This window comes from Sphingobium sp. TKS, from assembly GCF_001563265.1.
GTDB lineage: Bacteria > Pseudomonadota > Alphaproteobacteria > Sphingomonadales > Sphingomonadaceae > Sphingobium.
Window position 1 is genome coordinate 36,893 of sequence record NZ_CP005086.1, and the last position, 26,693, is coordinate 63,585.

Genomic DNA, 26,693 nt, shown 5'->3' on the forward strand with positions numbered 1-26,693 from the left:
AGAGAGGATATGACGACTGAGCTCCAAGAGTACGCCGTTCGCACCCTTGACGCGCTGGCCATCAATACGGTGCGAACACTCGCGATCGACGCTGTCGAGAAAGCGTCGTCGGGTCATCCGGGAACCCCGATGGCCATGGCACCGCTGGCCTATACGCTGTGGAGCCGTTTCCTTCGCTATGATCCCGATCGGCCGGACTGGCCAAACCGCGATCGCTTCGTGCTTTCGGATGGTCATGCGTCGCTGCTGCTCTACGCATTTATCCACCTCGCCGGGATAGTGGAGATCGATGCGCAAGGCAGGCCGACCGGACAGCCGGCGGTCAGCCTCGATGACATCAGGCAGTTTCGGCAATTATCCTCCAAGACGCCCGGTCATCCGGAATATGGGGTGACGACGGGCGTGGAAGTGACCACCGGCCCGCTCGGACAGGGGTGCGGCAATTCCGTCGGCATGGCGATCGCCGAACGCTGGCTGGCGGCCCATTTCAATCGCGACGACGCCACGCTGTTCGACCATGACGTCTATGTGCTGTGCAGCGATGGCGACATGATGGAGGGCGTGGCGAGCGAAGCGGCATCGCTCGCCGGCCATCTCAAGTTGTCGCACCTGTGCTGGATCTACGACAGCAACCGCATCACCATCGAAGGCGATACCCACCTTGCCTTCAGCGAGGATGTGACGACACGGTTTCGAGCCTATGGCTGGAATGTCCTGCACGTCGATGACGCGAATGACACCGACACGATCGCGCGGGCACTGGCGGCGTTCCGGGAAAGCAAGGACGCACCGACGCTTATCGTCGTCGATAGCATCATAGGCTGGGGTTCGCCGATCGCCGGCACGGCTAAGGCACATAGCGATCCGCTCGGGTCGGACGCAGTCCGGCAAACCAAGCGGGCCTATGGTTGGCCCGAGGACGCGCAGTTCCTCGTTCCGCCTGGGGTCGCGGATCATGTCCGCGCCAGCCTCGCCGACCGTTCACGACCGCGGCGCGAAGCCTGGGAGGAGATGCAGCGTCAGTATCACAAGCAGTATCCTGAACTGGCCCAACAGCTTGAGGCGATGCTGCGCGGCACCTTGCCTGAAGGCTGGGAGAGCGACGTGCCGCAATTCGCGGCTGACGCTACTGGGATCGCGACGCGCGACGCCGGGGGAAAGGCGCTTAACGTGATCGCGCAGCATGTGCCGGCGCTGGTGGGGGGCGCGGCTGACCTGGCGCCTTCGACCAAGACCCGGCTCACCTTTGATGGCGCGGGCGATCTCGGCGCAGAGAGCCAGGGCGGGCGGAATATGCATTTCGGCGTCCGCGAGCATGCGATGGGCGCGATCGCCAACGGCATGGCGCTCTCGAATCTCCGGCCATTCACAGCGACCTTCCTCGTATTCAGCGATTATATGCGTCCGCCCATCCGCCTTGCGGCGATGATGGAACTGCCCACGATCTTCGTCTTCAGTCACGATTCGATCGGGGTTGGTGAGGACGGGCCGACGCATCAACCGATCGAGCATCTGGCCGCGCTCCGCGCCGTTCCCGGTCTCAATGTCATCCGCCCTGCGGACGCCAATGAGACCGTGGAAGCCTGGCGGGTCGCCATGGGACAGAGCCAAGCGCCGAGCTGCCTCATATTGTCGCGGCAGAAGCTGCCGATCATCGACCGGGACCGTTATGCGGCCGCCGATGGCCTTGCCCATGGCGCCTATGTGCTGGCGGACATAGATGGGGGCGATCCGGAACTGTTGCTGCTTGCCACCGGCAGCGAGGTCGCGCTGGCGCTTGGCGCGCATGAACGCCTTATGGCGCAAGGTGTCCGTTCGCGCGTTGTCTCGATGCCCTGCTGGGCCTTGTTCGAGAAGCAGCCGCGTCGCTACCGCGATACCGTGTTGCCGCCGGCGGTGCGCGCCCGCGTCGCGGTGGAGCAGGCCTGTGCGCTGGGATGGGACCGCTATGTCGGTCCCGGCGGCGCAACCGTGACGATGGCCAGTTTCGGCGCATCGGCGCCGTACGCCAGGCTGCGGGAAAAATTCGGCTTCACCATCGATCATGTCGTCGCGGTGGCCCGGAGCGTGTTGTCCGCGGAGGAAAGATGATGACCAATCGGTTGCGCAGCCTCGAAGCGGAGGGTCAAGCGGTCTGGCTGGATTTTCTGGACCGGCGCTTGCTCGCCGGAGGCGGTCTCACGCGCTTGATCGAAGAGGACGGGGTGACCGGACTTACGTCCAATCCGTCCATCTTCGAAAAGGCGATCGGCCACGGCCGTGACTATGACGAGGAGATCGCCGCGGTTCTCGACGACGGCGGTGCGACGATCAGCCAGATCTACGAGCATCTCGCAATCACCGACATCCAGGCCGCCGCCGACGCCCTGCGGCCGGTTTACGACCGCCTGAACGGTGCCGACGGCTTTGCCAGCATCGAAGTTTCGCCGTTCCTCGCGCACTCGACACAAGGGACCATCGACGAGGCCCGCCGTCTCTGGGCCGCCATCGATCGGCCCAATCTGATGGTGAAGGTCCCGGGCACCCGCGAAGGGGTGCCGGCGATCCGGGCGCTCACTGCCGCAGGGATCAACGTCAATATCACCTTGCTGTTCGCGCGCGACATGTATGCCGCGGTGGCCGAGGCGTTCATCGCCGGCCTCGAGGACCGGGTCGCAAGGGGCGACGACATCACCGGTATATCCTCGGTAGCGAGCTTCTTCGTTAGCCGGATCGACACCAGGATCGACGCGACGATCGATGCGCGAAGGAAGGCGGGTGACGCCGAGGCCAACGCGCTTGCCGCATTGCGCGGCAAGGTCGCGATTGCCAACGCTCAGCTGGCCTACCAATATTATCTGGAGCTGATGGCGAGCACGCGCTGGCAGGGGCTCGCCAAAAAGGGCGCGCGGTCGCAACGGCTGCTCTGGGCATCGACTGGGACGAAGGACCCAAGTTTTAGCGACGTGCTCTATGTGGAGCGCCTGATCGGGCGTGATACGATCAACACAATGCCGCCCAATACGATCGCGGCCTTTCTCGATCATGGCGTGACAAGCCAATCGCTGACCACGGACATTGATGATGCGCGCGTGATCCTCGCGGAGGCCGACCGTTTGGGGCTCGATCTGGCGGGCGTCACCGCTGCCCTGGTCGTCGATGGCATAGATAAATTCTCCGATGCCGCCGACGCGCTTTTTGAAGCGATCGCCAGGGCGCGCAGCGAGATGCTCGATGGGACGATCAATCGGCTTGAAGCGAGTTTGCCCGAGCCTCTGCGCGGCTTGGTCGACACAACGCTCGAGAGGGCGGGCGCTGAACACTGGTCGCGGCGGCTATGGAGCGAAGATGCGACCCTGTGGACGGAGGCCGATGAAAACCGCTGGTTGGGCTGGCTGCGCGCTGGTCGCGGTGAGGCGGTGGATAGGGACGCGCTGGCTACCTTCGCCGCCGAGACGCGCCGCTACGACGACATAGTCCTACTGGGGATGGGTGGATCGAGCCTGGGAGCCGAAGTGATCAGCCGTGTGCTGGGCCGTGCCCCCGGTCATCCCAAGTTGCATGTGCTCGACACAACCGATCCCGGTCAGATCCAGACGGTCGCCGCCGCGATCGATCCGGCGAAAACCCTTTTCATCGTGTCCAGCAAATCCGGCACGACGATGGAGCCGGACCTGCTGCGCGGTTTCTTCCGTGAACAGGTCGAACGGGCAGTTGGCGAGGGTGAAGCCGGGCCGCACTTCGTCGCCATCACCGACCCTGGTTCGGCTTTGGAAAAACGCGCACGCGCCGCCCGGTTCGAGCATATCTTTGCCGGCGATCCGCAGATCGGCGGCCGCTATTCGGTGCTTTCGCCCTTCGGTCTGGTGCCGGCGGCGGCGATCGGCGTCGACGTGCCGGCATTGCTCTCGGCGAGTTGCGTCATGGCGGATTCCTGTGGCGGTGACGTGCCCCCGGCGGTCAATTCCGGTATTCGGCTTGGCGTCATCATCGGCGAAGCCGCCAAGGCGGGGCGCAACAAGCTGACGATCCTGGCAAGCGCGCGAATGACGCCATTTGGTGCCTGGCTCGAGCAGTTGCTCGCCGAATCGACCGGCAAGCACGGCACCGGCGTCATTCCGGTGGATCTCGAACCCATCGGCACGCCGGACGCCTATGGTCAGGATCGCCTGTTCGTCCATCTCAGGCTCATAGGCGACGAGGATGCGGCGCTCGATGGCCGTGTTGCGGCGCTGGAAGCGGCGGGGCAGCCCGTGGTGCGGATCGGGATCACCGAGCGGCTCCAGATCGGGCAGGAGTTTTTCCGCTGGGAGATCGCGACCGCGGTTGTCGGGGCAGTGCTCGGCATCAATCCGTTCGATCAACCCGATGTGGAGGCCGCCAAGGTGAAGGCCCGCGCGTTGGTCGATTCCTATGAACGGACGGGTTCGGTCGCTCCACAGACGCCGATCGTGCGTGCGGGAACGCTCAGCTTCTTTGCAAATCGGCCGGCCGAAGACGCCGTAACCCTGTTGAAGGCGCACTTTCACGCGCTCGGGTCCGGCGGCTATGCGGCATTTCTCGCCTATATCGAGCGCAGCGATTCGCATGAACTGGCGTTGAGCCAGATGCGCGTGATGGTCCGCGACGCTCTGCGTGTTGCGACGGTTGCGGGGTTCGGCCCGCGATTTCTCCATTCTACGGGCCAAGCCTATAAGGGCGGCCCGGCGGGCGGTGTGTTCCTCATCCTCACCCGTGATGCTGATCCCGATCTCGCCATTCCCGACCATCGCGCCAGCTTCGGCACGGTCCAGTTGGCGCAGGCGCTTGGCGACATCGAGGTGCTGGCCGAACGCGGCCGACGATGGCTTCGTGTCCATATCCACGGCGCGGAGGCGGAAGGGCTTGCCGAACTCGGCCGGCTTATCGCCGCCGCGCTCGCCTGAAAAACAGGAGGTGACGACATGCGAATAGGCGTGATCGGGCTTGGCCGCATGGGCGGCAACATCACCAGGCGACTGATGCGCGGTGGGCATGAGGTCGTCGCCTGGGACCATGGGGAACAAGCGATCGCGACGGTCGTGGCGGACGGTGCCATCGCGGCCGCCTCGCTTGAGGATATGGCCGACAAACTGGCAACACCCGGGATATTCTGGGTGATGTTGCCAGCCGGCGAGGCGACCGAACAGACCATCACCGCGCTCGGGACGATCGCCGCGCGCGGCGACATCGTGATCGACGGCGGCAACAGCTTCTACAAGGACGACATCCGCCGGGCCAAAGCGCTCGCGGCGCTGGGTATCGACTATGTTGACGTCGGCACCTCGGGGGGTGTCTGGGGACTCGAGCGTGGTTACTGCCTGATGATCGGCGGCCCCGACAGGGCGGTGGACGAACTGGACCCGATCTTCGAGGCGCTGGCACCCGGCCTTGGGACCATAACGCGTACCAACGGCGCCGATGGTCCTAGTAAACGCGCCGAGCGTGGCTATGTCCATGTCGGACCAGCGGGCGCGGGGCATTTTGTCAAAATGGTCCATAATGGCATCGAATATGGCCTGATGCAGGCCTATGCCGAGGGCTTCGACATTCTGAACGCCAGGGCGTCGGAGAAGCTTCCCGAAGACGAGCGGTTCACGATCGCTCTGCCTGACGTGGCGGAGGTGTGGCGGCGAGGCAGCGTCATTTCCTCCTGGCTGCTCGACCTGTCCGCTGCCGCGCTTGCGCGCGACCATACCCTCGAAAAATATAGCGGCCATGTCGCGGACAGCGGCGAGGGTCGGTGGACGGTCGATGCGGCGATGGAAGAGGCGGTGCCGGCATATGTTTTGTCGGCGGCGCTCTTTGCGAGGTACCGCAGCCGCGTCGATACCACCTTCGGTGACAAGCTCCTGTCCGCGATGCGCTTCGGCTTCGGAGGGCATGTCGAGATTCCGCAATGATGACCGGCAATTCGGATAAGGCTCCCGCCGCGACCCTGGTGATTTTCGGTGTGACCGGAGATCTGACGCGCCGCTTGCTGGTCCCGGCCCTCGCCAATCTTCGGCGCGAAAACCGGATCGGAGACGATCTGCGGATCCTCGGCATCGGCTATGAGGCTATGGATGACGCGGCGCTGCGCGCCCGTCTCGACACGTTCACCGATCCCAGCCCATCCGGTTGGAGCAAATTGCGCAATCGCATCACCTATCTGAAGGGTGATTTCGACGATCCGGCGACCTATCGCGCGCTTGGCCAGCAGCTCGCCTACGCCGGCAATGCCGCCTTCTACCTCGCTACGCCTCCGGAATTTTTCGGGCCTATTGTCGAGCGGTTATCGGTGGCCGATTTGCTCAAGGAGGATGTGGGCTTTCGTCGTGTCCTGATCGAAAAGCCGTTTGGGCACGATCTCGCTTCGGCCCGCACGCTCAACGACCGCCTCCTAAAGCTGATTGGGGAATCCCAAATATATCGGATCGATCATTATCTGGGCAAGGAAACGGTACGGAACATCCTCGTCGCGCGCTTTGCGAATCCGATGATCGAGGCGGTGTGGAACCATCGCTATATCGACCATGTACAGATTACGGCCGCGGAGACTGTCGGGGTCGGTCGGCGAGGGAAATTCTATGATGCGACGGGCGCGCTGCGGGATATGGTGCCGAACCATTTGTTCCAGCTTCTCGCGATGGTCGGGATGGAGCCTCCCAACAGCTTCGCTGCCGCCGCCGTCCAGACGGAGAAGACCAAAGTCATCGAAGCGACGCGCAAATTTTTGCCCGAGCAGGTGACGACGGACGTCGTGCGAGGCCGTTATGGCGCGGGACGCGTCGGCGATGAGCCGCGAAGTGCCTATTCGGACGAACCCGATGTCGATCCGGACAGTGACACCGAAACCTTTGTGGCGATGAAGCTCTTGCTCGACACATGGCGATGGTCGGGTGTTCCCTTCTACCTGCGGACCGGCAAGGCGCTGGCGCGGCGCGATACGGAGATCGTGCTCCAGTTCAAACCGGTCCCGTGCGCGTTGTTTCGTCATAGCGATATGAACGGCCTCCCGCCGGCTCTGTTGCAAAGATTGGCGGCAGTCAGAGGTAGGCTGTCGCTCTGCGCCGATCAGGCGGCTGCTGCGAAATGGTGGTTGAGCATGCCCATGGCCTCCGTCAGCGCCGAGGGCCCAATGCCAAAAGCTCTCTCCACAAGGCGCACCTCGCCCCTGATGCCGGGCTGCAGGCACCAGGGGCGAGCCTGTCCTTTGCGCAGGGCTCGCATGACTTCGAATCCCTTGATCGTGGCATAGGCCGTGGGGATCGATTTGAAACCGCGCACCGGCTTGATCAGTATCTTGAGCTTTCCGTGATCGGCCTCGATCACGTTATTGAGATACTTCACCTGCCGGTGGGCCGTCTCCCGGTCCAGCTTTCCTTCGCGCTTCAATTCGGTGATCGCTGCACCATAGCTCGGCGCTTTGTCGGTATTGAGCGTGGCAGGCTTTTCCCAGTGCTTCAGGCCTCGCAGGGCCTTGCCCAGGAACCGCTTCGCTGCCTTGGCGCTGCGGGTCGGCGACAGGTAGAAATCGATCGTGTCGCCCCGCTTGTCGACTGCCCGGTACAGGTAGGTCCACTTGCCCCGCACCTTGACGTAGGTTTCATCCAGGCGCCAGCTCGGATCAAAGCCACGCCGCCAGAACCAGCGCAGCCGCTTCTCCATCTCCGGGGCGTAGCACTGGACCCAGCGATAGATCGTCGTATGGTCGACCGAAATGCCGCGTTCCGCCAGCATTTCCTCAAGGTCGCGATAGCTGATCGGATAGCGACAATACCAGCGCACCGCCCACAGGATCACATCACCCTGGAAATGGCGCCACTTGAAATCCGTCATCGTTCCGTCCGTCCAATCTCCGCCAAGCATGCTCAAGCTTCACGATTTTTGCAACAGAGCCACCATGATCTGCTCCGCGAGCTCGAGGAGCGCGCAAAGGCAATGGTCGGCGAGCAAGCGGCGGTTGTGCGTTCCCAGCCTTATTATCTCGATGTGACCCACAACCTCGCCAACAAGGGCGACGGGATAACCGCGCTGGCCCGGGCGTTCGGGGTCGAACTGGCCCAGGTCGCCGCGCTTGGTGACATGCCCAATGATGTACCGATGTTCGCCCGCGTGGGATTTGCGGTGGCGATGGGGCAGGCGCCCGCCAGCGTTCGGACGGCCGCGAGCGCGACCGCGGCCAGCAACGAGGAGGATGGTGTCGCGGACGCCGTCCATCGGTTCGTTCGTCCAAGAATTGCCCGATCTTGATCTTGGCAGTGCTGGACGGGCCTTTGTGCGTGCGGTCGATCGGGGCACGGCGCTGAATGCGCTCACCGGCCCCAGTAGATCGCGACCGGCGCGCGGATCGATGACAGCACGCGTCCAATGGCGAGATTGGACGAGGATCCCTCTCTGATCGCTTGTTCCGCGACGGCGCGCTTTGTCTCGCCGGTGATCGTCAGGAGCAGGCAGCGGGTCGCCACAAGCGCGGCGCGTGTCAAGGTGACCCGTGCGACGGGCGCTGCCGCCGGAAGCGGGTCGGGGGTCACGCCATAGGCGAGCCGGCGCGCGGGAGCGTTCAGCGCGGCATCGAAATCGGGTCCGGGGAGGATCGATGCGACATGTCCGTCCTCGCCCATGCCCAGCCACACAAGGTCCAGCGGCCATCGTAGCCTGCGCAGCTTGCGGTCGGCCGTGTCGCCGGCGGACCGGGGATCGGCTTCGCCGTCGAACAAGGTGAGGAGCATCGCGCCGGTGCTGCCGAAATAGGTACGGATCAAGCCGGCGCCGCTAAGCGGATCGTCGATTGGCACCAGCCTGTCATCGGTCGGCAGCAGCGTCACGCGCGGCCAGTCGACGTCGCGGACGGCGAGCTGGTGAAAGATCGGCTTGGGTGTCTGGCCGCCGGGTACAGCAATGACGGCCGAACCGCGCGCTGCGATCGCGGACCTCAGGATCGATTGGACGACGTCGGCGACCGGAGCCGCCATTGCTGCCGCATCCTCGAACGACTGCCATACGAGGGCGGCGCCCGACCGTTCGGACGGGCCGTTCATCCCATGACGACCAGGATCTGATGCGTTTTGCCGTCATCGGGGAGATCGATCTCGAAAGGACGCTCGGCGATCTCGGTATCGTCAATCAGCGCCGAGGCGATCCCCTTTGCGACACCCCAGGGATTTTCGACACGGATCTCGAAGCGGGTCGATCCGCGCCGCAGCGAAATCTCGAAGCCGGGCCAGCTATCGGGAATGCACGGATCGAGATGGAGCGCCGTTCCGCGCAAGCGCAGCCCCAATATCTCTTCCACCCCGGCGCGATACAGCCAGGCGGCTGATCCCGTATACCAGGTCCATCCCCCCCGGCCGACATGATCCGCCGCGGAATAGACGTCGGCCGCGACGACATAGGGTTCCACCTTGTAGCGGCGCAGATCGGAGCGGTTACGGGCGTGGTTGATCGGGTTGAGCAGCCAAAAGAGAGAGGCTGCCTTCGCGCCTTGGCCGAGCCGCGCAAGCGCGATGATCGACCAGACGGCGCCATGGGTATATTGGCCACCATTCTCGCGAATTCCCGGTGGATAGCCTTTGATATAGCCGGGATCGTGAGGCGTTCGATCAAAAGGTGGCGTGAACAGCAAGGCAAGACCATCATCGTCGCGGATCAGTTCCCGCGCGACGGCGTCCATCGCCCGCGCTGCGCGCTCTGACTGCGCGGCACCCGAAATGACGGCCCAGGACTGCGCGATCGAATCGATCCGGCATTCGTCGTTCGTCGCCGACCCGATGGGGGTGCCATCATCGAACCATGCGCGCCGGTACCATCCGCCGTCCCACGCATTGTCCTCCAGCGCCTTTTGCAATGCCTTCGCCGCTTCGCGCCATGTCGACGCCCGCGCCGCTTCACCACGCGCCTCGGCTATCGCGGCGAAGGCGGTGAGCGCCATATGCGACAACCAGGCGAGCCATACGCTTTCACCCTGACCCCCGCTGCCCACCCGATTCATGCCGTCGTTCCAATCGCCGCCGCCGATAAGGGGAAGACCGTGGGCGCCACGCGCGAGGCTGGCGTCGAGCGCGATCGCGCAATGCTCGTATACGCTCGCTATTCGGTCCGAGACGGTGGGCGTGAAGAAGCTGTCATGTTCGTCGTCCTTCAGCTTCTGCCCCTCCAGAAAGGGAACGGCCTCGTCGAGCAGCGAGGCATCGCCGGCCACGTCGAGATATTGGGCTACACAAAAGGCGAGCCAGAGCCTGTCGTCGGAGATGCGGGTGCGGACGCCTGCGCCTGAATGAGGAAGCCACCAGTGTTGGACGTCGCCCTCGGCGAATTGGCGCGCGGCGGCGCGCAACAGATGTTCGCGCGTGAAGGACGGATGCAGGGCGGCCAGCGCCATGCCGTCCTGGAGCTGATCGCGGAAACCATAAGCGCCGCTCGCCTGGTAGAAGCCGGAACGCGCCCATAGGCGGCAGGCGATCGTCTGGTAAAGGAGCCAGCCATTGGCCATGATGTCCAGGGATCGGTCGGGTGTCTTTACCTTGACGGTTCCGAGCAGCTCTTCCCATTGATCGTGAATTTCGGTGAACACCGCATCGAGATCCGCCTCGCGATAGCGATTGATGAGTGCGGTGGCTTCCTCCGGCCCGGTGGCGTCGCCGAGGAGGATGACGATTTCACTCTCGGCGCCTGGCGCCAGCTCGAGCGTTGTTGCCATGGCGCCGCACGGATCAAGACCTGCCCCGGCATTGCCCGATAGCCGTGCTGATCCGGCTAGCCCGACCGGATCAGACAGGCAGCCGTTGCGGCCGATGAACTCGCGGCGGTCCCCTGTCCAGCTTGTCTGCTGGCCGGCAAGGTCCAGAAAGGCGACCCTGCCGGCGAAGGCGGCGTTCCACGGATTGCGCGCGAAGATCGCCTGAAGGTCCGGATCGACTTCGGTGCAGACATAGGGCGCGGCTGCCGCCCGCGATGTGCCTAGAACCCAGTCGACATAGGCGGTGACGGACACACGCCGCCGCCGATCGCTCTGATTGCGCAATTTCAATCGCGTGATCCGGATGGGATCGGCCTTGGGCACGAACGTCGTCATTTCCGATGCAATGCCGCGCGCCATATGCTCGAAGCGACTGTAACCCCAGCCGTGGCGGGTGACATAGACCCCCATTTCGTCGCGAATGGGAAGCGCTGTCGGACACCAGAGCTCACCTGTGTCCTCATCGCGCAGATAGATGGCGTCGCCGGGACGGTCGGTGACGGGATCGTTCGACCAAGGAGTCAGTTGGTGTTCGCGGCTATTGACCGACCAGGTGAAGCCGCATCCTTCGGCTGAAATCTGGAATCCGAAGTTCGGGTTGGCGATGACGTTGATCCATGGCGCAGGGGTCGACTGGCCGGGGCCCAGGGTGATGACATATTCGCGGCCGTCGTCGGCAAAGCCGCCGATTCCATTGAAATATTCGAGCGGCGCCCCGGCCTCGGTGTCGGGTTGCGATGGGGCCGTTTGCGCGGCCGTCCGGCGATCTGTGCGTAGGGGAGGGATCGGGGCCTTGATGCGGTTGAGTTGCTCAGCGAGACCGCCGCCATCTCCTGTTAGTCTGACGCGCGCGACAGAGGCCAGCAAGGCACTGGTTTCGGCGGAAACAAGGTCGGCACGCAGGATGAATACCTGGCCCGTCAGCCCTTCTGCCGATGCGGGTGGACGGGCCTGGCTGGTGCGCAATGTGGTCTCAAGCGCCGTCTGCAAATCCTGAACATAGGAGGCGGCACGTTCATTGAGGATGACGAGGTCGACCTCGAGCCTGCGGCTGCGCCAATATTCCATGGCCTGCAGCAGCTGATGGACGAGCCTTATGTCCTCGATGTTCGCGATGCGCAGCAGGATGATCGGCAGATCGCCCGAGATCCCCTGTGGCCAAAGGCCTGATTGCGGGCCTGCGCCGCTCGTGATGATTTCCGAGGAGGATCGAAGGGATGGACCAGCATAGATGAGATGGCCAGCGAGACGTTGGAAGTCGTTCGCCTCATCCCGCTCAATACCGAGATGATGGAGCTGGATTTGAGCCTGCGTCCAAGCCAGCGTCACCGCCCGCTCGAAGGCACTGATGTCGTTCGTTTTGTCGACAACGTCGAGCAGCTTTTCGCGCGAGTCCGCCACCACCGTCCAGAAGTCGATGCGCGCGGCGGCACCCGGCGCCAAGCGGACCCGCCGGCGCAGGACGAATGCGGGGTCCAGAATCGTACCGGTAGAGCGCGCGAGGAGTCGACCATCCATAGCTGCGGCCGGGGTGCGAACGCCGAGCCCGCGTCCCAGAAATCGGGTTCGATCGGAATCGAATTCCGCGTTCGAGACAACGTCACCTGAAGCGACCGAATGATGCGCCGCCCAGATCTCTGTTTCGTCCGCTGATCGCCGGCGGCGGGTCGCGAGGATGGCTCCGAAGCGGGCGACAAACTCGGTCTGGATGAAGAGTTTCGAGAACACCGGATGCGCGACATCGGCCGCTTGCGGTGCGATGGCGATCTCGGCGTAGGAGGTTACCTCGATCTCTCTGGGACGGCGTCCATTATTGGTAATCGTGAGGCGGCGCACCTCCGCGTCGTCCTCGGTCGAGACGACCACCTCGAGCGCCGTATGGAGATCGCCGTCCTGGCGCAAGAATGTCGCGCGTTCCTCGTTGAACTCGACGGAATAATAATCCGGCTCGACGCTCGTCGGCTGATAGGTCGCTGACCAAAGCTGATTGCTCTCGACATCGCGCAAATAGAGATAGGCGCCCCAGTCATCGCACGTCGCGTCCTCGCGCCAGCGGGTAACGGCCTGATCTCGCCAACGGCTGTAGCCCGACCCGGCCGCCGTCAGCATGACAGTGTAGCGCCCGTTGGAGAGGAGATGCGTGGCCGGCGAAGCAGCATGCGGATTGACGTGTCGCCAAGCGGTGATCGTCGCGAATTCGCGGATCTTCGCGTCGGGCTTGGCATCGCTTGCCCAGGACGGCGCCGCGGCGATTTCGTGGGGCATGCGCTCATGCAGAAGCAATTCCACCGCGTGCATGATCGGTTCGGAATGGAACCGCTCGCGCATCATCCCGCCAAGCACCGTATCGGCTAGTGCGACGACGGTCATCCCCTGGTGATGGGCCATAAAGGCCTGGACGATCGCGACATTTTGCCCCTCCGACAGACGGCGGGTGGTGAAGTCGAGCGCCTCGAAAAATCCGAACCGGCCACGCGCGCCATATTGTGCCAGGTGGGTGAAGTTGCGCGCCGCTGAGACCGGCTCGACGAGCGCGGCGAGCGCTGTGGCGTAAGGCGCGACCACCGCATCCTCACCGAGACCGCGCTTGAGGCCGAGGCCCGGTATTCCGAAGTTGGAATATTGATAGGTGCGATGGAGGTCGCGGGCGTTATAGGCGGATTCGGAAATGCCCCACGGCATCGCCAGCGCCTTGGCATAATCTCGTTGGCGGCGGATAACGGCGCGATTGGTGCGCCCCAGGATGCTTTGGCTCGGCGCGCGCATGATCAAGGCGGGCATAAGATATTCAAACATCGAGCCGGACCAAGACAGCAATGCAGCACCGCCCTTGATCGGGGTGACGCTGTGTCCAAGCCGAAACCAGTGCCGGGCGGGTAGGTCGCCCTTGGCAATCGCGATGAAGCTTGCCAGACGGGCTTCCGAGGCGAGGAGGTCATAACAGCTCTCATCGAGCGCGCCGTCGCGCACCACGAACCCGATCGAAAGAAGCTGACGCTCCTGGTTGAGGAGGAAATCAAACTCCATCGCCAACGCCATTTCCCGTGCGCTGCGACCGATGGCGGTCAGGCGGGTAGCGAAATCGCCGTCGGCCGACAGGTCGCGTTGGTGACTGGCGATCGAATGGCAAACCGCCTGCGCCCAAAACTTGATGTTCGAGGCGTCCTCTCCGCGCTCCGCCGCGAAGGCCTTGGCGAGATCGACGAGAATCTCCGCAGGTGCAGCCAGCCGATGGAGCCGCTCGGCCAGCGTTGTGCCCTCGGCTGGTGTGGTTTCCAGCTGAGCGAAGATGAGCGCGACTTCATCGTCGAGCTGCCGCCACGTGACGGTTTCGGTGCGCCGTGCGTCGCGAAGGGCCTCGACCTCCTCGCGCACGAGCAAGAGTGCATCGAAGATGCCGGCAAGCCGTTCCGTATCATCAAGTGCGCGGACGGACCAATCTTCACACGAACGGGCGAGCGCGATGAGGTGGCCCGCAAGATTGCCGCTATCGACGGACGAAACATATTGCGGATCGAGGGCGCGCAGATTTTCGGTGTCGTACCAATTATAGAAATGGCCGCGATAGCGGTCGAGCTTCGCCATCGTCGCCATCGTCGCCTCGAGCCGCTCAGCTGTATCGATAGCGCCTGCCCAGCCGAAATCATGGGCGCTTGCGGTCGACAGGAGGTAGAGGCCGATATTGGTCGGTGAAGTGCGCCTCGCGAGCACCGGCGATGGCGTCTCCTGGAAATTGTCCGGGGGAAGCATGTGGTCGCGGGGCGTGACGAAGGTCTCGAAATAGCGCCAGGTGCGCCGTGCAATCAGTCGTAGGGCCTGGCGGTCGGTGTCGCTCAATATCTGTTCCGGCACGGCGCTGGACGGTCGGCTCACCCATCGCGCGATTGCGGGCGAAAGGATCCAGAGGATCGCGAAGGGCGCAGCGAGATAGAAGGTGCGGTCCCCGAAATACGCGGTTCCGGCTATCGCGACGACGCCCGTCACAACGGCGCCCGCCATCCAGCTGTAATAGGTGCCGAGGCTCGGATCGCGGCCGATCGTCGCTTGGGCGGCGGGTGTCCATTGGAGGAGATTGCGGCGGGTGATGAACAGGCGCGTCAGGGTTCGTATGACCGCGTCGGCCATCAGCCAGGCCTGGTGCGCGAGCAGCGTCACGATCAGCAGAATTTGCCAGAGCGCGTCGCCAAGATCGTGCAACACCCTCGCCAAATGCACGCGTGCCGGGATGCCGGGATGTCGGGCACCTGCCGATGCGAAAACGGGCGCCAGGCTCGGTAGCGCAATCGTCCCCAGGAAAAAGAGCGTCCAGACGAGGGCCGCATCGAACGGCAACGCCCATCCCGCCAACAGCGCCAGCACGCAGGTCAAGGGCGTGACGGACCGCCGCAAATTGTCGATCATTTTCCAGCGGCCGCTAGCCGGCATCTGGGCGGGCAAGCGCCGCGATTTTCCGAGCAGCACGCTCCAACCGAGGATCCAGGGCAATAATTGCCAATCACCCCGCGCCCAGCGATGGTAGCGCAGTGACGCGATGTCATAGCGGGTCGGGTAGGATTCGACGACCTCGACGTCGGTTGCGAGGCCGGTCCGGGCAAATACGCCCTCGAACAGATCATGGCTCAGCAGGGTCGAGTCCGGCACGCGATCGGCGAGCACGGTCTCGAAAGCATCGACCGCATAGATGCCCTTGCCGGCATAGGAGCCTTCGCCGAACAGGTCCTGATACACGTCGGAAACCGCGGACGAATAGGGATCGATGCCATTTGGGCTGGAAAAGGCCCGTTGATAGGCCGAGCCCTCCGCTCCGACTGGCAGGCTGGGTGTGACGCGAGGCTGAAGGATGGCGTAGCCCTCGATGACGCGGCGTTTGACGGGGTCGACGATGGGGTGGTTGAGCGGATGCGCCATCTTGCCGATCAGCCGGCGCACGGTGTCGGGGGGAAGGCGGGTGTCCGCGTCCAGGGTGATCACATAACGAACGCCCTCGGATACCGTTGGCGGCTGCCCGGCGAGGGCGATGAATGTCGTGTCCCTGGCGCCGCGGAGCAGGCGGTTCAGTTCATGGAGCTTGCCGCGCTTGCGCTCCCAGCCCATCCACCGGCCTTCGCTTTCGTTCCAGACGCGGCGGCGATGGAGCAACAGGAACCTGGCGCCGCTGGGCGAGGGCGGGTGCCGCTGGTTCAGGCGCGCGACGGCATCGATGGCTGTCTGCAAGAGGGTGTCGTCGCCATCGACCGTCTCGCTTGCCGCATCGCGCCAATCCGAAAGCAGCGCGAACTGGATGTCGCCGCATATGCTGGCAAGATGGTGGCTTTCCAGTTGCTCGACCTGCTCGAGGATCGCGTCGGAACTGGTCAGCAGGGTGGGTATGACCACGAGGGTGCGCAACTCGACGGGAACCTCACCGCGCAGCTCAAGACCGGGAATCTGGGTGACGCGGAACTGGTGGGTCAAACCCTGGTTTACGAGCGAGACAGCGGAATCGATCGCAGGCACCGCGCCCAAGAGCCCGAGAAATCCGAGCAATATCCAATCGACGCTGGCCTCGACGTGAAAGATCACCGGGAAGCCCAGCAAGAGCAAGGCGATGAGCGCGCCCGCCCCGGCATAGCCGCCGACGCCGAGCGCCCGATAGCCGCGGCTTGCGAGCGTCGCCAAGGAGGGGGCGTTTGCGGGAGGGGGCGAAAACCTACGCTAAGGATTTTGGCCAGCGATATTCGCCGGTGAGGTTGATGTGTTCCCAGCCCAGTGGTGAGACATGGGCGAGGAGATCGGGCGCGACGGCGGCGCCATTAGCGGCTCGGCTGCTGACGACCTCTCCGAGCTTCATCGTATTCCAGAAGATGATGATGGCGGCCAGCAGGTTCATGCCGGCGATGCGATAATGCTGACCTTCTCCCGATCGATCCCGGATTTCGCCGCGCCGATGGAAGCTGATCGCGCGCTTCAGCGCATGATGGGCTTCGCCTTTGTTGAGGCCGATCTGGGCTTGGCGCTGCAAGCCGGCGTCGAGAATCCAGTCGATCATGAACAGAGTCCGTTCGACACGGCCGACTTCCCGAAGAGCAAGGGCCAATTCATTCTGGCGAGGGTAGGAAGCCAGCTTGCGGAGAATCTGGCTGGGGGCGACCATGCCGGCGGCGATCGTGGCCATGACGCGAAGGATGTCGGGCCAGTTCCGCTCGATAAGCGGCTCTTTGATTTTCCCGCCGACCAGGCCCCGCACATTGGCTGGCGTCGCACCGGGGGTGAAGGCATAGAGCCTTTTTTGCGGTAGGTCGCGGATGCGCGGCGCGAACCTGTAGCCGAGAAGTGAGCAGGCGGCGAAGACGTGATCGGTAAAACCGCCGGTGTCAGCGAAATGCTGACGGACATGGCGGCCTGCGTCGTTCATGAGCAGCCCATCGAGAATATAGGGTGCCTCGCTGACGGTCGCCGGAATGACCTGGGTAGCAAACGGTGCATATTGATCGGAGACATGGCTGTATCCTTTCAGGCCTGGGATATTGCCGTATTTGGCGTTGACCATGTTCATCGCTTCGCCCTGCTCGGTGGCGAGGAAGAATTGTCCATCGCTGGAGGCGGAGTGCCCCTGTCCCCAGAATGCGGCCATGGGAAGCGTACCATGCGCCTCGACTATTATGGCAAGTGCCCGATCATAGGAACTGCCTTCGACATGCCAGCGTGCGATCCGCAGCAATTCCCAGAAACTGTGCGTGTTGGTCGCAGCCGCCATCTTGCGCAGGCCAAGATTGACGCCCTCCGCCAGCAGAACGTTCATCAGCCCTATCCGGTCCACGCAGGGCGCGCCGGTGCGCAAATGGGTGAAGGCTTCGGAAAATCCGGTCCGCTCATCGACTTCCAATAACAGGTCGGTAATCCTTGCGGGCGGAAGCTGCCGGTATAGATCGAGCACGAGATCCTCTGCACCTTCCGGCGTGTCGGCCTTGAGCTTGTCGATATGAAGCCTGCCATTCTCGATGATGCCGCCGGGGATCGCCCCGGCCCGGGCCGCACGACCCAGTTCCTTCAACCGTTCATCCAGTCGGGCCTTGCGTTCCGCCAGCCATTCATGCGGTCGCAGCGGCACGGTGAGGCGAGCGGTCTGTTCTATCAACTGGGCCGGGACCAGTATTTGCTTGAGGTCGGCATAGCGACGCGACCCCGCCAGCCATATGTCGCCGGACCGAAAGGCATCGCGGATATGGAACAGCACCGCGATCTCCCACAGCCGGTGGTCGCCGACGGGTTGAGCGCGAAGATGGCGATGCCATTTCGAGTTCGGGCGGAGGAAGTCGATTGGCGGCGCGGCTTTGATCCCGCGTTGCAGGATTGCGACTGCCGCCAAAAGGGGCGTGGCAATCGGCGCCGCCTGCATGTTGAGCAGGCGCAGCATCCGGGGTGCGTAGAGGCGGAAGCGGTGATAGCCGTCCAGCACGCGGCTGAGCGGATCGGCCGCAAGTACGTTGGTCAGTGCGGAGGCTGTGGCGACGAGGGTTCTGAACCGCTCCCAGCCAAGCCCCATGGCGATGATCCCGTCCAGCGCCGCGCCATCGTCCTGTGCCCCCAGCAATGCGCCGCCGATTTCGGCAAAGGATTTCAGCGTGTCCCGCACGGCCGCCTTTTCGTCGGCGATCCTGGTGCTGCAAAGGCGCTCGGACGCTCGATAGAGGCGACCGACGATGCGGTCATGGGTTTCCACGACGACATCGGCCAGCGATGCCCGCCATTCCAGCGCACACACCGCGAGGATCGCTAGCCGCCTTTCTTCGGGCAGGTCGCGCATACCATCTGCATAATAGCGCTCGCCCTGCCGGCGCAACCGGGCCACTCTGTGCGGCGGCACACCGGACACGAGGTCTGCGGGAAGATCGACGTCCTGGAGATATTCCAGTCGATCCATCAGCCGGTTGGCAGCGGCGGAGTTCGCGCCCACCTCAAATTGCCGCAGCCAGACAAACCGGGTAATACGGCCGTCCACCGTATCCTCCAGCAGGCAAGCCAATTGCTCGCCGAGGGCGGGCGAGATCCGTCCAGCGATACGCTCCTCAATGCGGCGCTCGGCATCGACCAATGCGTCGGCGCACAGCCGCTCGAACGTTGAGGGCGCCGGAAGAATCGTGCGGGTGCGGCGGCATTCCACGACAAAGCGGCGGGCGAGATCCTCGTTCGATGTTGCCGTCTCGGCCTCTCGCGCGATCCATTCACGCAGATCCCGCGCGCCGCGACCTGAAAAGGCCCGGTAGCCATAGATTCTGCGCAGGTCTGCCAGATGCTCGTGCCGCGTTTCCTCGCGCGTGGCATAGGGCAGCAGATCATCGCCACTCAGCCCGAGTTGGGCTGCGATAAAATCTGTCACTGGCGCCGGGATCACTTCGCCCGGTGCCAGCACCCGACCGGGAAAGCGTAGCACGCACAGTTGCAGTGCGAAGCCGAAACGGTTGTGGTCGCGACGACGCTGCCGGATATGCCCGAGATCCTCATCGCTGAGGGTGTAATGACGCAGCAACTCGCCCTGATCGACCGGCAAACGGAGTAGCGCGTCGCGCTGGCGATCGGTCAGGGTCACGCGACGGGGCATGCATGTTCCTTTTCTTTCCGACTCAATGTTTGAGATAGCTTGATTGCGATGCTGGTTGAGATACACAATGGCGTAGTCAAATGCCTATGCTCGCCCCGCCACCTCAAACCTTCGTTTGTGATCCATGCTGATCGGCTATGCCCGCGTCTCCAAAGCCGATGGCTCGCAGTCGCTCGACCTGCAGCACGACGCCCTCCATGCCGCCGGCGTCGGGCCGGATAAAATCTATGATGATCGCGCGTCCGGTAGCCGCGATGACCGCCCCGGTCTCGCCGCCTGCCTCAAATCGTTGCGCGCTGGCGACGTCCTGATCGTCTGGAAGCTCGATCGGCTCGGCCGAACGCTCACCCATCTTGTCAACACGTTGCAGAACCTGTCCGATCGCGGCATTGGCTTGAGGGTTCTCACCGGCAAGGGCGCGCAAATCGACACCACGACGCCGTCGGGCCGCATGGTGTTCGGCATTTTCGCCACGCTGGCGGAGTTCGAGCGGGATATGATCCGCGAGCGCACCATGGCTGGCCTGGCCGCTGCTCGCGCGCGCGGCCGAAAGGGAGGCCGCAAGTTCGCCTTGTCCAAGGCTCAGGTGCGTCTCGCCCAAGCCGCTATGACCCAGCGCGACACGTCCGTCTCCGACCTCTGCAAGGAACTCGGGATCGAGCGCGTCACTCTCTACCGCTATGTCGGCCCCAAGGGCGAACTCCGGGACTATGGAAAGCGCGTCCTCGGCTTAGCGTAGGATTTCGCCCCCTCCCGCAAATGACCCCATGATCGCGCCCTGCCAGAGTGATTGGCACGAGCCGAGGCTGCAGCCGGGTGGCTGCGGCCGCGAGTGCGTGGCCCTGGCCCGCTTGTGATTTCTACCGCCAACGCCTATATAGGATGCCGTAAAGGTCGTATTTTGGTTTGCACATGACTTCGCTGGCTGATCAGATTCTCGAGCGCCTTGATGGAGGCAGGGCATTGAATAGGAGCGAACTCCTGCTCGATGCCGATTATGATTCTGTCGGCCGCGCGCTTCGCCAGCTGATGAAGGACAAGCGTATCGAGCGGGTGGGACGTGGTCAATATCGCAAGGCTGAGTCAGGCAAGCGCGCTCCGATTACCGAAACGATCGCCGATGCCATCGGCAGGAAGGTTCGCCGTTCCAAGCGGAATGTTTTCCTGCGCAGTGATTTCGCGCCGCTGGGAAGCTATGATGCGATCGGCCGGGCATTGCGGCAAAAAGCCAGGGACGGACAGCTCGTCCAGATCGGTTACGGTCTTTATGCCAAGGCCGAGGTTTCGCCCTTTACCGGTAAGCCGGTTCCGATCGTTGGTATCAAGAAGCTCGCGACCGAGGCGCTTGGGCGTCTTGGTAAGAAGGTGGTGCCTTCCTCGTTTGAAGACGCCTATAATCGTGGCCGTTCGACGCAGGTGCCAACGGGCCGGACAGTGGCGATCGAGGATCGGGTTCGGCGCAAGATAGGGTATGACGGAAATTATGTCGTTCTCGAACGCACCCGATGATGCCCTGCTGGGCCGCGTCGCAGGTGCGCTCGCTGTCGATGAAGCCTTTGTGGAAAAGGACTGGTTCGTTGTCCAGGCTATAGAGGGGCTGTCAGGCTTGGCGACGGAGGATTTCACTCCCGTCTTCTCAGGCGGCACGTCGCTGCTCAAGGCTCATGGGCTCATTCGTCGTTTCTCCGAGGACATCGATTTCAAACTACTGCTGTCAGACAGCTTCCTTGCGCGCAGCCGAAACCAGCGCAGACAGGCGCTAAAGTCTTTCCGGGATGCCATGGTGGATGCGTGGAAGGAGATGGGTTTCGAGGTCACCTCCTGCATCTCGCGCGATGAGCATCGCTTTATCGAGCTTGCGATGACCTATCCGACCAACCTGGAACCACATGGCTCCCTGCGGCCGCATATTCTGACTCAGATTTCGGCTAAGCCTCCCCGGCTAACTGTCCAGCACAAGGCGGTGGCGTCGTTCGCTGGACAATATGCTCGGTCTGCGCCGGAGGTACCGAACATTGCCTGTATCGATCCGGTCGAGACGGCGGCCGACAAGCTGAGCGCCTTCTCGTGGCGGATGCTGCTGCGCGACCGCGCCCATGCGGACGACGATCCCACCATTGTCCGCCATTTACATGACTTGGCGGCATTGGAGCCGCTGGCAACTGGGGATCGTCAGTTTCCGGCGCTGCTGAAGTCCGTCTTGGAGGATGACAGCGACAGGGGTGGCGGGGGCGTTGCGGATCTGACACCTAAGCAGCGGCTCGCGGCGATGCGCGAAAAACTCGCTGCTGATCCTGAATATGCGCAGGAATATGCGCGGTTTGTGGGCGGCATGGCTTTTGCCGGCGATGCCGATGTTCCTGGATTTGACGCTGCGGTAGCAGCGGTGGTCCGTCTGTGCGAGCTATTGGCAGATTGAGGCCTGCAAGGGTTTCTCAACGGCCAGAGATAAGAGATCGTTGGCGAAGATCGTGGTGGACTGCCACCATGACGGGTGAATTATGACGTGCTTGTCCTGCTCTGAGGGCTTTGTATTGGAGGGAATTTTCCGAGACATTCTTGGATGATTTGTGCCATGACGTCTGGGCGGGGAGATACTCGATTGACTGGATTCACCTTTGTCCACGCAGCTGATCTGCACCTTGACAGCCCACTTCTCGGACTAGCAGGTAAATCGGCTGAATATGCCGCGCGTGTCGAAGCGTCATCGCGCGAAGCGTTCGACAATTTGGTCGAACTTGCGATTCACGAGGGTTGCCGGTTCATGCTACTGGCCGGCGACATTTTCGATGGCGATCTGCGTAACTTCCAGACCGGCCTCTATTTCATGGAGGGAATGCGCCGGCTCGACGAAGCCGGGATCGCCGTATTCATGGTGCTCGGAAACCATGATTCCGCCAATCGATTTGCCGACAAGCTGTCCCTGTCCGGCAACGTCCATGTTTTTCCGAAGGCCAAGGCCGCCACGCATCTGCTCGACGATGTCGGGGTTGCGATTCACGGCCGGAGTTTCCCGCGCCCGGATGTCTCGGAGGATCTGGCGCGTGAGTATCCAGTGGCGGCTCAAGCATTGTTCAATATCGGCGTGCTGCACACCGCATGTGCTGGCAGCGAAGGTCATCATGCCCGCTATGCGCCCTGCACGCCCGAGCAGCTCGCAAATCATGGATATGATTATTGGGCGCTAGGCCATGTCCATGCCCATGCTGTGCTAAGCGAGCACCCGCATATCGTTTATCCAGGCAATCTCCAGGGTCGCCATCCGCGAGAGACCGGTCCCAAGGGTGCGGTGCTGGTCAGGGTTGATGAAGGTAAAGTGGTCGGCCTTGAGCATAGGGCACTAGATGTCGTTCGCTGGGCATCGGTCGCTATCGATGTTTCCGGGACAAAGGAAGAGCAGGAACTGCTGGACCTCATACGCAGCCGGCTCGCGGATTGCGCCGAGGCTGCCGACGGTCGACCCCTTGCCCTTCGGTTGACCGTAACCGGCACAACTCCGCTCCATTCCAGGTTGATCCTCGAGCGGGGGGCTTTCCGGGAGGATGTTGAAACGCTGCTGGCAACGCTCTCGCATGATGTTTGGCTTGAAAAGCTGAAACTGGAGACCCAGCATCCGGCTGTCCCCGAGGCGGTCGACCCCACTGTTGCCGGAAGGCTTGATCAGGAGCTGACGCGCCTAAGCCAGGACAGTGCGATCGCGGAGGTTCTCGAGGCGCGGCTCGCTGAAATTCGCACGAAATTGCCTGCCGGTGCCCATGCCGACTCCTTCATCGAGCAGATGCGCGCAGAAATCCCCGAACGCGCTGCCGCTCTGGCACGCAGTCTTGTGAGTGAGGCTGGTCATGCGCCTGACTGAACTTCGCCTTGAGAATTATGGCGGTTGCGCCAGCCGAGAGCTGGTCATCCCCGAGACTGCGGGGCTCACGGTCGTGTTTGGTGCTAACGAGGCAGGCAAGAGTACCAGCCTCGAGGCGATCAGCGATTTCCTGTTTTCGATCCCGAAGAATACGCAGCGGGGTAGCCTGTTCGGCTATGACGGCATGCGTATCGGTGCATCGATGCTGTTGGCCGACGGTAGCGTGCTGACGTTGAAAAGGCGCAAGGGCAATGGCCGAACTTTGGCCGATTCGGCAGGCACCGCACTCGACGATACAGTCCTCGCACCTGTTCTTGGAGCAATCACCCGGGACAGGTTCGAAACGCTCTTCGGTCTCAACCATGAAACCTTGCGCAATGGCGGCGAGCGGTTGCTCCATGCAGACGGGGATATCGGGCGCCTGATTGTCGAGGCGGGTGGCGGCTTGCGAACCCTTGTTTCCCGCCTAGAGGGTATCAATGCTGAAGCGGACAAGCTTTTTGACACGAGGCGTTCGGCGAGTCGTGTCTTCTACCAGCAGCTGACCTTCTTTGAGGCGGCAGACAAGACCGCCCGCAGCGCACAGCTGACCCGTGAAACCTATGAACAGACGCGCAAGGCGGCCTTGGCCGCCGCGGAGAAGCTGGGCACCTTGCGTGACGAGAGGCGCAGTCTTGGCACGTCGACGGCGAAGCTCGAGCGCGTGCTGCGCGTCGCTCCGTATCTCCGTCAGCTCGACGGTCTGGCGCTGGCACTGGGTGCCTATGACGATATCGCCTCCTTCCGAGACGACTTCGCCACCAAGGTTCGAGCCGCATTGGACAAGAGAAATGAGGCAGCAAAGCATCTGGATGGAGCCATCGAACGAAGGGACCGGCTCAAGGCCCGGCTAGACGCTCTGGTCGTGAATCAAGCGCTCAAGGCGTCGGAGAAGCGTATCCGTGATCTCGCCGAGCGTGCGATCCACGTCCGCAAGGCGCGATCCGATCGTGCCAATCGCCAGCGCGAGATCGATGATGGCGAAGCCCAACTGGCCGCATTACGCCGAATGCTCGGCCTTCCCGCAGATGCCGAACTATCTGCGCTCATCCCTGATCAATCGGCGCTCGACCACGTGCGTCGCTTTGCCGAAGAGGTGCTGGAGCGGCGGCCAAGTCTAGCTAATGCTCAGCTCCGCCTCGGCGAACTGGCAGATAAGCTCGCCCTGCTTGGCGACCGTCTGAATGCGGCGCGTGCGGCAGGGTTTGATGCTCCATCCGAAGCGTCGTCTTCGGTCTTTGCAAGCCTTGCTGCCCAGAAGTCGGCGCACTTGGCGCGCCAACAGGGGCTGGACAATGACAGCGAGGCATTGACCAAACGGCTCACGTTGCTCGGCTTCGACACCGTCGACGCGCTTGCCGCGTTCACCTGCCCAAGCGCGGAGGATGTTCGAAACGAACAGGTCGCGCGTGAGACATTGGGTTCGCAGCTTGAGGAGCAGGCCAAGCTCAAACGACAGGCGGAGCGCAGCATCGCCGCCGGTGAGGCTGATATCGCAGAGCTTCAGGCTTCCGGGATCATTGCGAGCGACACGTCACTTGCCGAGGCGCGTACCACGCGTACGGATGCATGGAAGCCGATAAAGTCAGCTTATGTAGGCGGACAACTTCCGGACGATGCAGACTCACGACATGAGGCGGCCGACAGGTTCGATGCTGCGCTCGTGTCTGCCGATGAACTGGCCGACCGCCGTGCCGCAGAAGCTAAACGTGCTGCCTCGCTTGCGCAGGCGCTGCGCCGTGTGGCGGATGCGCAAGCAGAAGCCACGGCGGCCGAAAACGAGGCGGACGCGCTTTCCAGGCAGTTGGAAGCGCGCGGCGCGGCATGGTCGAACAGTTTCCCGGACCTCCATGCCAGGCATCCCGAACTTGCGTCGCTGCTGTTGTTTGCGCAGGCACGGCAACAGGTGCTGGACGAAGCTGAAAGGCTGCGCGGTCAGTCGAACGCCCTGGCGGTCGAGGAAGCCCAGCTCGCCCCCACAGTGGAGCTGCTTGAGCGGATCGAACAGCGTCGCAATCTGGATCCCTCGCTGTCGTTTGCAGAGCGGGTCAGTGCGGTGCAGAGCGCAATTTCCCGGCATGAACAGGCGCATGCCGACTTCACTCGGGACCAGCGCGACCAGGAGGAGATCGCGCAGCAACACAAGCGTGTCGAAGCCGACTTGCAGCTGTGGTCCGATGCCCAGGCAGCCTGGGACGGAGGATGGCCGACTGCAACGAAAGCACTGGGGCTCAGGCCAGATGTTACGCCGGCGGATGCCAGCATTGCGGTCACCGAATGGGCCGGCGCGCGCGGCGTTCTGTCGGCTATCGGACAGTCGCGCCACAGGCTCCAGCGAATGGTCGAGGATGAGGCCAGCCTAGGGTCAGATGCCAGTAGCCTTGCAGCAGAACTCGAGATCGAGGTGAGTGACGATTGCGTGGTCGCGGCTCAGATGCTGGTGGTCCGGCTTGAAGCCAATGCCACAGCCCAGACGCAATATGATGGCCTCCTCCCCGACTATGAGGAAGCGAGGGTCGAGGCGGGCTACGCACAGGATGCGGTCGGCTCTGCTAAGGTGGAACTGACGGCGCTGGCGGCGTCCGTGCAACTCGATCCCGCTGACGACGATGCACTATTGGAGGCAGCCGTACGTTGCGAGGCACGGGTAGGACTTTGCGACGAGATAGGCCAGGCAGAGCGGACCGCGATGGATGTTGGTGACAAGCTTGATCTCGCCGCTCTTCGAGCGGAATGGGACGGCCGTGATCTCGATGAAGTCCGGACAGACCTGGAGGAGCAGAAGGCCCGCACTTCAGAAGCCGAGGGTGAAATCGAGGCGGCCGTCCTCGCGGAAAAGGCCGGACAGGACGAACTCGCCGCCTATCTGAGCCAGAGCCAGGTCAATCACGCAGTGGCTGAACGGGAGACAGCGGCGGCGCAGATGCATCTCGCACTCGAGCGATATCTCGAACTTTCGGTCGCGCGCGAGTTGGTGACTTCGGCGATGGCAACGATCCGCGCGGAGCAGCAAGATCCGCTCATCCAGCGGGCAGGAGAGCTTTTCGCGGCGACCACGCTAGGCGAATTTGCCGGTATCGAGACCGATATTGACGACAAGGGGCATCCGGTTGTCGTCGGACGGCGGGCCAATGGAGGCATCGCTTCGGTGGCCACCATGAGTGATGGCACGCGCGACCAGCTCTTCCTCGCGTTCCGGTTGGCAAGTCTTGAAAACTATGGCGGGGCGACCGAGCCTCTACCATTCATAGCCGACGACATTCTGGTTCATTTTGATGATGAACGCAGCCGGTCAACACTCGATCTGCTCGCCGAATATGGCAAGACAAACCAAGTTCTGCTCTTTACCCACCACCGCAGCGTTCGCGCTCTGGCAGAGCCGCTCGCGGCGGCGGGGGTCGCAAACATTATCGACCTAGATCGTACGGCATAATTACACTTCAGCAGACTTGCCGCTGGAGATAATTGTGAAGTGCGGGGGTGCGTGAGGATAGGATTAG

General features: G+C 62.9%; 13 protein-coding genes and 1 pseudogene. 10 read left to right on the top strand and 4 right to left on the bottom strand.

What is annotated here, in order from left to right:
- Nucleotides 1-9 precede the first annotated feature (9 nt).
- The 4 genes and pseudogenes from tkt to zwf form a co-directional block, all read left to right on the top strand.
- Nucleotides 10-2,091: a transketolase gene (gene tkt, locus K426_RS27725; RefSeq protein ID WP_066564434.1), complete on the top strand. Its 2,082-nt coding sequence runs from the start codon at nt 10-12 to the stop codon at nt 2,089-2,091.
- On the top strand, nt 2,091-4,904 hold the full coding sequence (locus tag K426_RS27730) for a bifunctional transaldolase/phosoglucose isomerase (RefSeq protein WP_066564764.1): 2,814 nt from the start codon (nt 2,091-2,093) through the stop codon (nt 4,902-4,904). Before tkt ends, K426_RS27730 begins: the two co-directional genes overlap by 1 nt.
- An 18-nt stretch (nt 4,905-4,922) precedes the next feature.
- Nucleotides 4,923-5,900 carry a phosphogluconate dehydrogenase (NAD(+)-dependent, decarboxylating) gene (gene gnd / locus K426_RS27735; protein ID WP_066564435.1) on the top strand — a complete coding sequence of 326 codons (978 nt, stop codon included), beginning with the start codon at nt 4,923-4,925 and terminating at the stop codon, nt 5,898-5,900.
- Nucleotides 5,897-7,000: pseudogene (zwf, locus tag K426_RS30820) on the top strand (glucose-6-phosphate dehydrogenase); the annotation flags it as partial. The gene gnd and the pseudogene zwf, both read left to right, overlap by 4 nt.
- A gap of 53 nt (nt 7,001-7,053) precedes the next feature.
- Here zwf and K426_RS30830 read toward each other — a convergent pair.
- Complete coding sequence (locus tag K426_RS30830) at nt 7,054-7,818, bottom strand: IS6-like element IS6100 family transposase (protein ID WP_001389365.1); 765 nt, start codon at nt 7,816-7,818, stop codon at nt 7,054-7,056.
- On the opposite strand from K426_RS30830, the gene K426_RS30835 reads away from it, so the two are divergent.
- Nucleotides 7,795-8,232 carry an HAD family hydrolase gene (locus tag K426_RS30835; protein ID WP_082749233.1) on the top strand — a complete coding sequence of 146 codons (438 nt, stop codon included), beginning with the start codon at nt 7,795-7,797 and terminating at the stop codon, nt 8,230-8,232. The genes K426_RS30830 and K426_RS30835 overlap by 24 nt on opposite strands.
- Before the next feature lie 62 nt (nt 8,233-8,294).
- Here the strand turns inward: K426_RS30835 and pgl are convergent, their stop codons facing one another.
- The 3 genes from pgl to K426_RS27755 are packed head-to-tail and all read right to left on the bottom strand — an operon-like array spanning nt 8,295 to nt 19,298.
- Nucleotides 8,295-9,020, bottom strand: a complete 726-nt coding sequence (gene pgl, locus K426_RS27745) for a 6-phosphogluconolactonase (RefSeq protein WP_066564444.1) — start codon at nt 9,018-9,020, stop codon at nt 8,295-8,297.
- Nucleotides 9,017-16,375 (bottom strand): GH36-type glycosyl hydrolase domain-containing protein, encoded by a 7,359-nt coding sequence (locus K426_RS27750; protein WP_082749234.1) that lies wholly within the window; start codon nt 16,373-16,375, stop codon nt 9,017-9,019. Before K426_RS27750 ends, pgl begins: the two co-directional genes overlap by 4 nt.
- A 31-nt stretch (nt 16,376-16,406) precedes the next feature.
- On the bottom strand, nt 16,407-19,298 hold the full coding sequence (locus K426_RS27755; RefSeq protein ID WP_066553494.1) for a Tn3 family transposase: 2,892 nt from the start codon (nt 19,296-19,298) through the stop codon (nt 16,407-16,409).
- Nucleotides 19,299-19,422: 124 nt separating this feature from the next.
- Here K426_RS27755 and K426_RS27760 point away from each other — a divergent pair, with 124 nt between their 5' ends.
- The 5 genes from K426_RS27760 (at nt 19,423) to K426_RS27780 (ending at nt 26,626) form a co-directional block, all read left to right on the top strand.
- Nucleotides 19,423-20,037, top strand: a complete 615-nt coding sequence (locus tag K426_RS27760) for a recombinase family protein (RefSeq protein ID WP_066553497.1) — start codon at nt 19,423-19,425, stop codon at nt 20,035-20,037.
- A 224-nt stretch (nt 20,038-20,261) separates the two neighbouring features.
- Nucleotides 20,262-20,807 carry a hypothetical protein gene (locus K426_RS27765; RefSeq protein ID WP_237230225.1) on the top strand — a complete coding sequence of 182 codons (546 nt, stop codon included), beginning with the start codon at nt 20,262-20,264 and terminating at the stop codon, nt 20,805-20,807.
- Nucleotides 20,770-21,717 carry a nucleotidyl transferase AbiEii/AbiGii toxin family protein gene (locus tag K426_RS27770; protein WP_066564454.1) on the top strand — a complete coding sequence of 316 codons (948 nt, stop codon included), beginning with the start codon at nt 20,770-20,772 and terminating at the stop codon, nt 21,715-21,717. Before K426_RS27765 ends, K426_RS27770 begins: the two co-directional genes overlap by 38 nt.
- 183 nt (nt 21,718-21,900) lie before the next feature.
- Nucleotides 21,901-23,154: a metallophosphoesterase family protein gene (locus K426_RS27775; RefSeq protein ID WP_206377603.1), complete on the top strand. Its 1,254-nt coding sequence runs from the start codon at nt 21,901-21,903 to the stop codon at nt 23,152-23,154.
- Nucleotides 23,141-26,626: an ATP-binding protein gene (locus K426_RS27780; protein ID WP_066564459.1), complete on the top strand. Its 3,486-nt coding sequence runs from the start codon at nt 23,141-23,143 to the stop codon at nt 26,624-26,626. The genes K426_RS27775 and K426_RS27780 overlap by 14 nt, the downstream gene beginning before the upstream one ends.
- Nucleotides 26,627-26,693 lie beyond the last annotated feature (67 nt).

What these genes read in the sequence shown, in the direction of transcription:
- K426_RS27780 (WP_066564459.1), top strand. Translation starts at nt 23,141, where the DNA reads ATGCGCCTGACTGAACTTCGCCTTGAGAATTATGGCGGTTGCGCCAGC.
- K426_RS27760 (WP_066553497.1), top strand. Translation starts at nt 19,423, where the DNA reads ATGCTGATCGGCTATGCCCGCGTCTCCAAAGCCGATGGCTCGCAGTCG.
- K426_RS30830 (WP_001389365.1), bottom strand. Translation starts at nt 7,818, where the DNA reads ATGACGGATTTCAAGTGGCGCCATTTCCAGGGTGATGTGATCCTGTGG.
- K426_RS27770 (WP_066564454.1), top strand. Translation starts at nt 20,770, where the DNA reads ATGACGGAAATTATGTCGTTCTCGAACGCACCCGATGATGCCCTGCTG.
- tkt (WP_066564434.1), top strand. Translation starts at nt 10, where the DNA reads ATGACGACTGAGCTCCAAGAGTACGCCGTTCGCACCCTTGACGCGCTG.
- gnd (WP_066564435.1), top strand. Translation starts at nt 4,923, where the DNA reads ATGCGAATAGGCGTGATCGGGCTTGGCCGCATGGGCGGCAACATCACC.
- K426_RS30835 (WP_082749233.1), top strand. Translation starts at nt 7,795, where the DNA reads ATGGCGCCACTTGAAATCCGTCATCGTTCCGTCCGTCCAATCTCCGCC.
- pgl (WP_066564444.1), bottom strand. Translation starts at nt 9,020, where the DNA reads ATGAACGGCCCGTCCGAACGGTCGGGCGCCGCCCTCGTATGGCAGTCG.
- K426_RS27755 (WP_066553494.1), bottom strand. Translation starts at nt 19,298, where the DNA reads ATGCCCCGTCGCGTGACCCTGACCGATCGCCAGCGCGACGCGCTACTC.
- K426_RS27730 (WP_066564764.1), top strand. Translation starts at nt 2,091, where the DNA reads ATGACCAATCGGTTGCGCAGCCTCGAAGCGGAGGGTCAAGCGGTCTGG.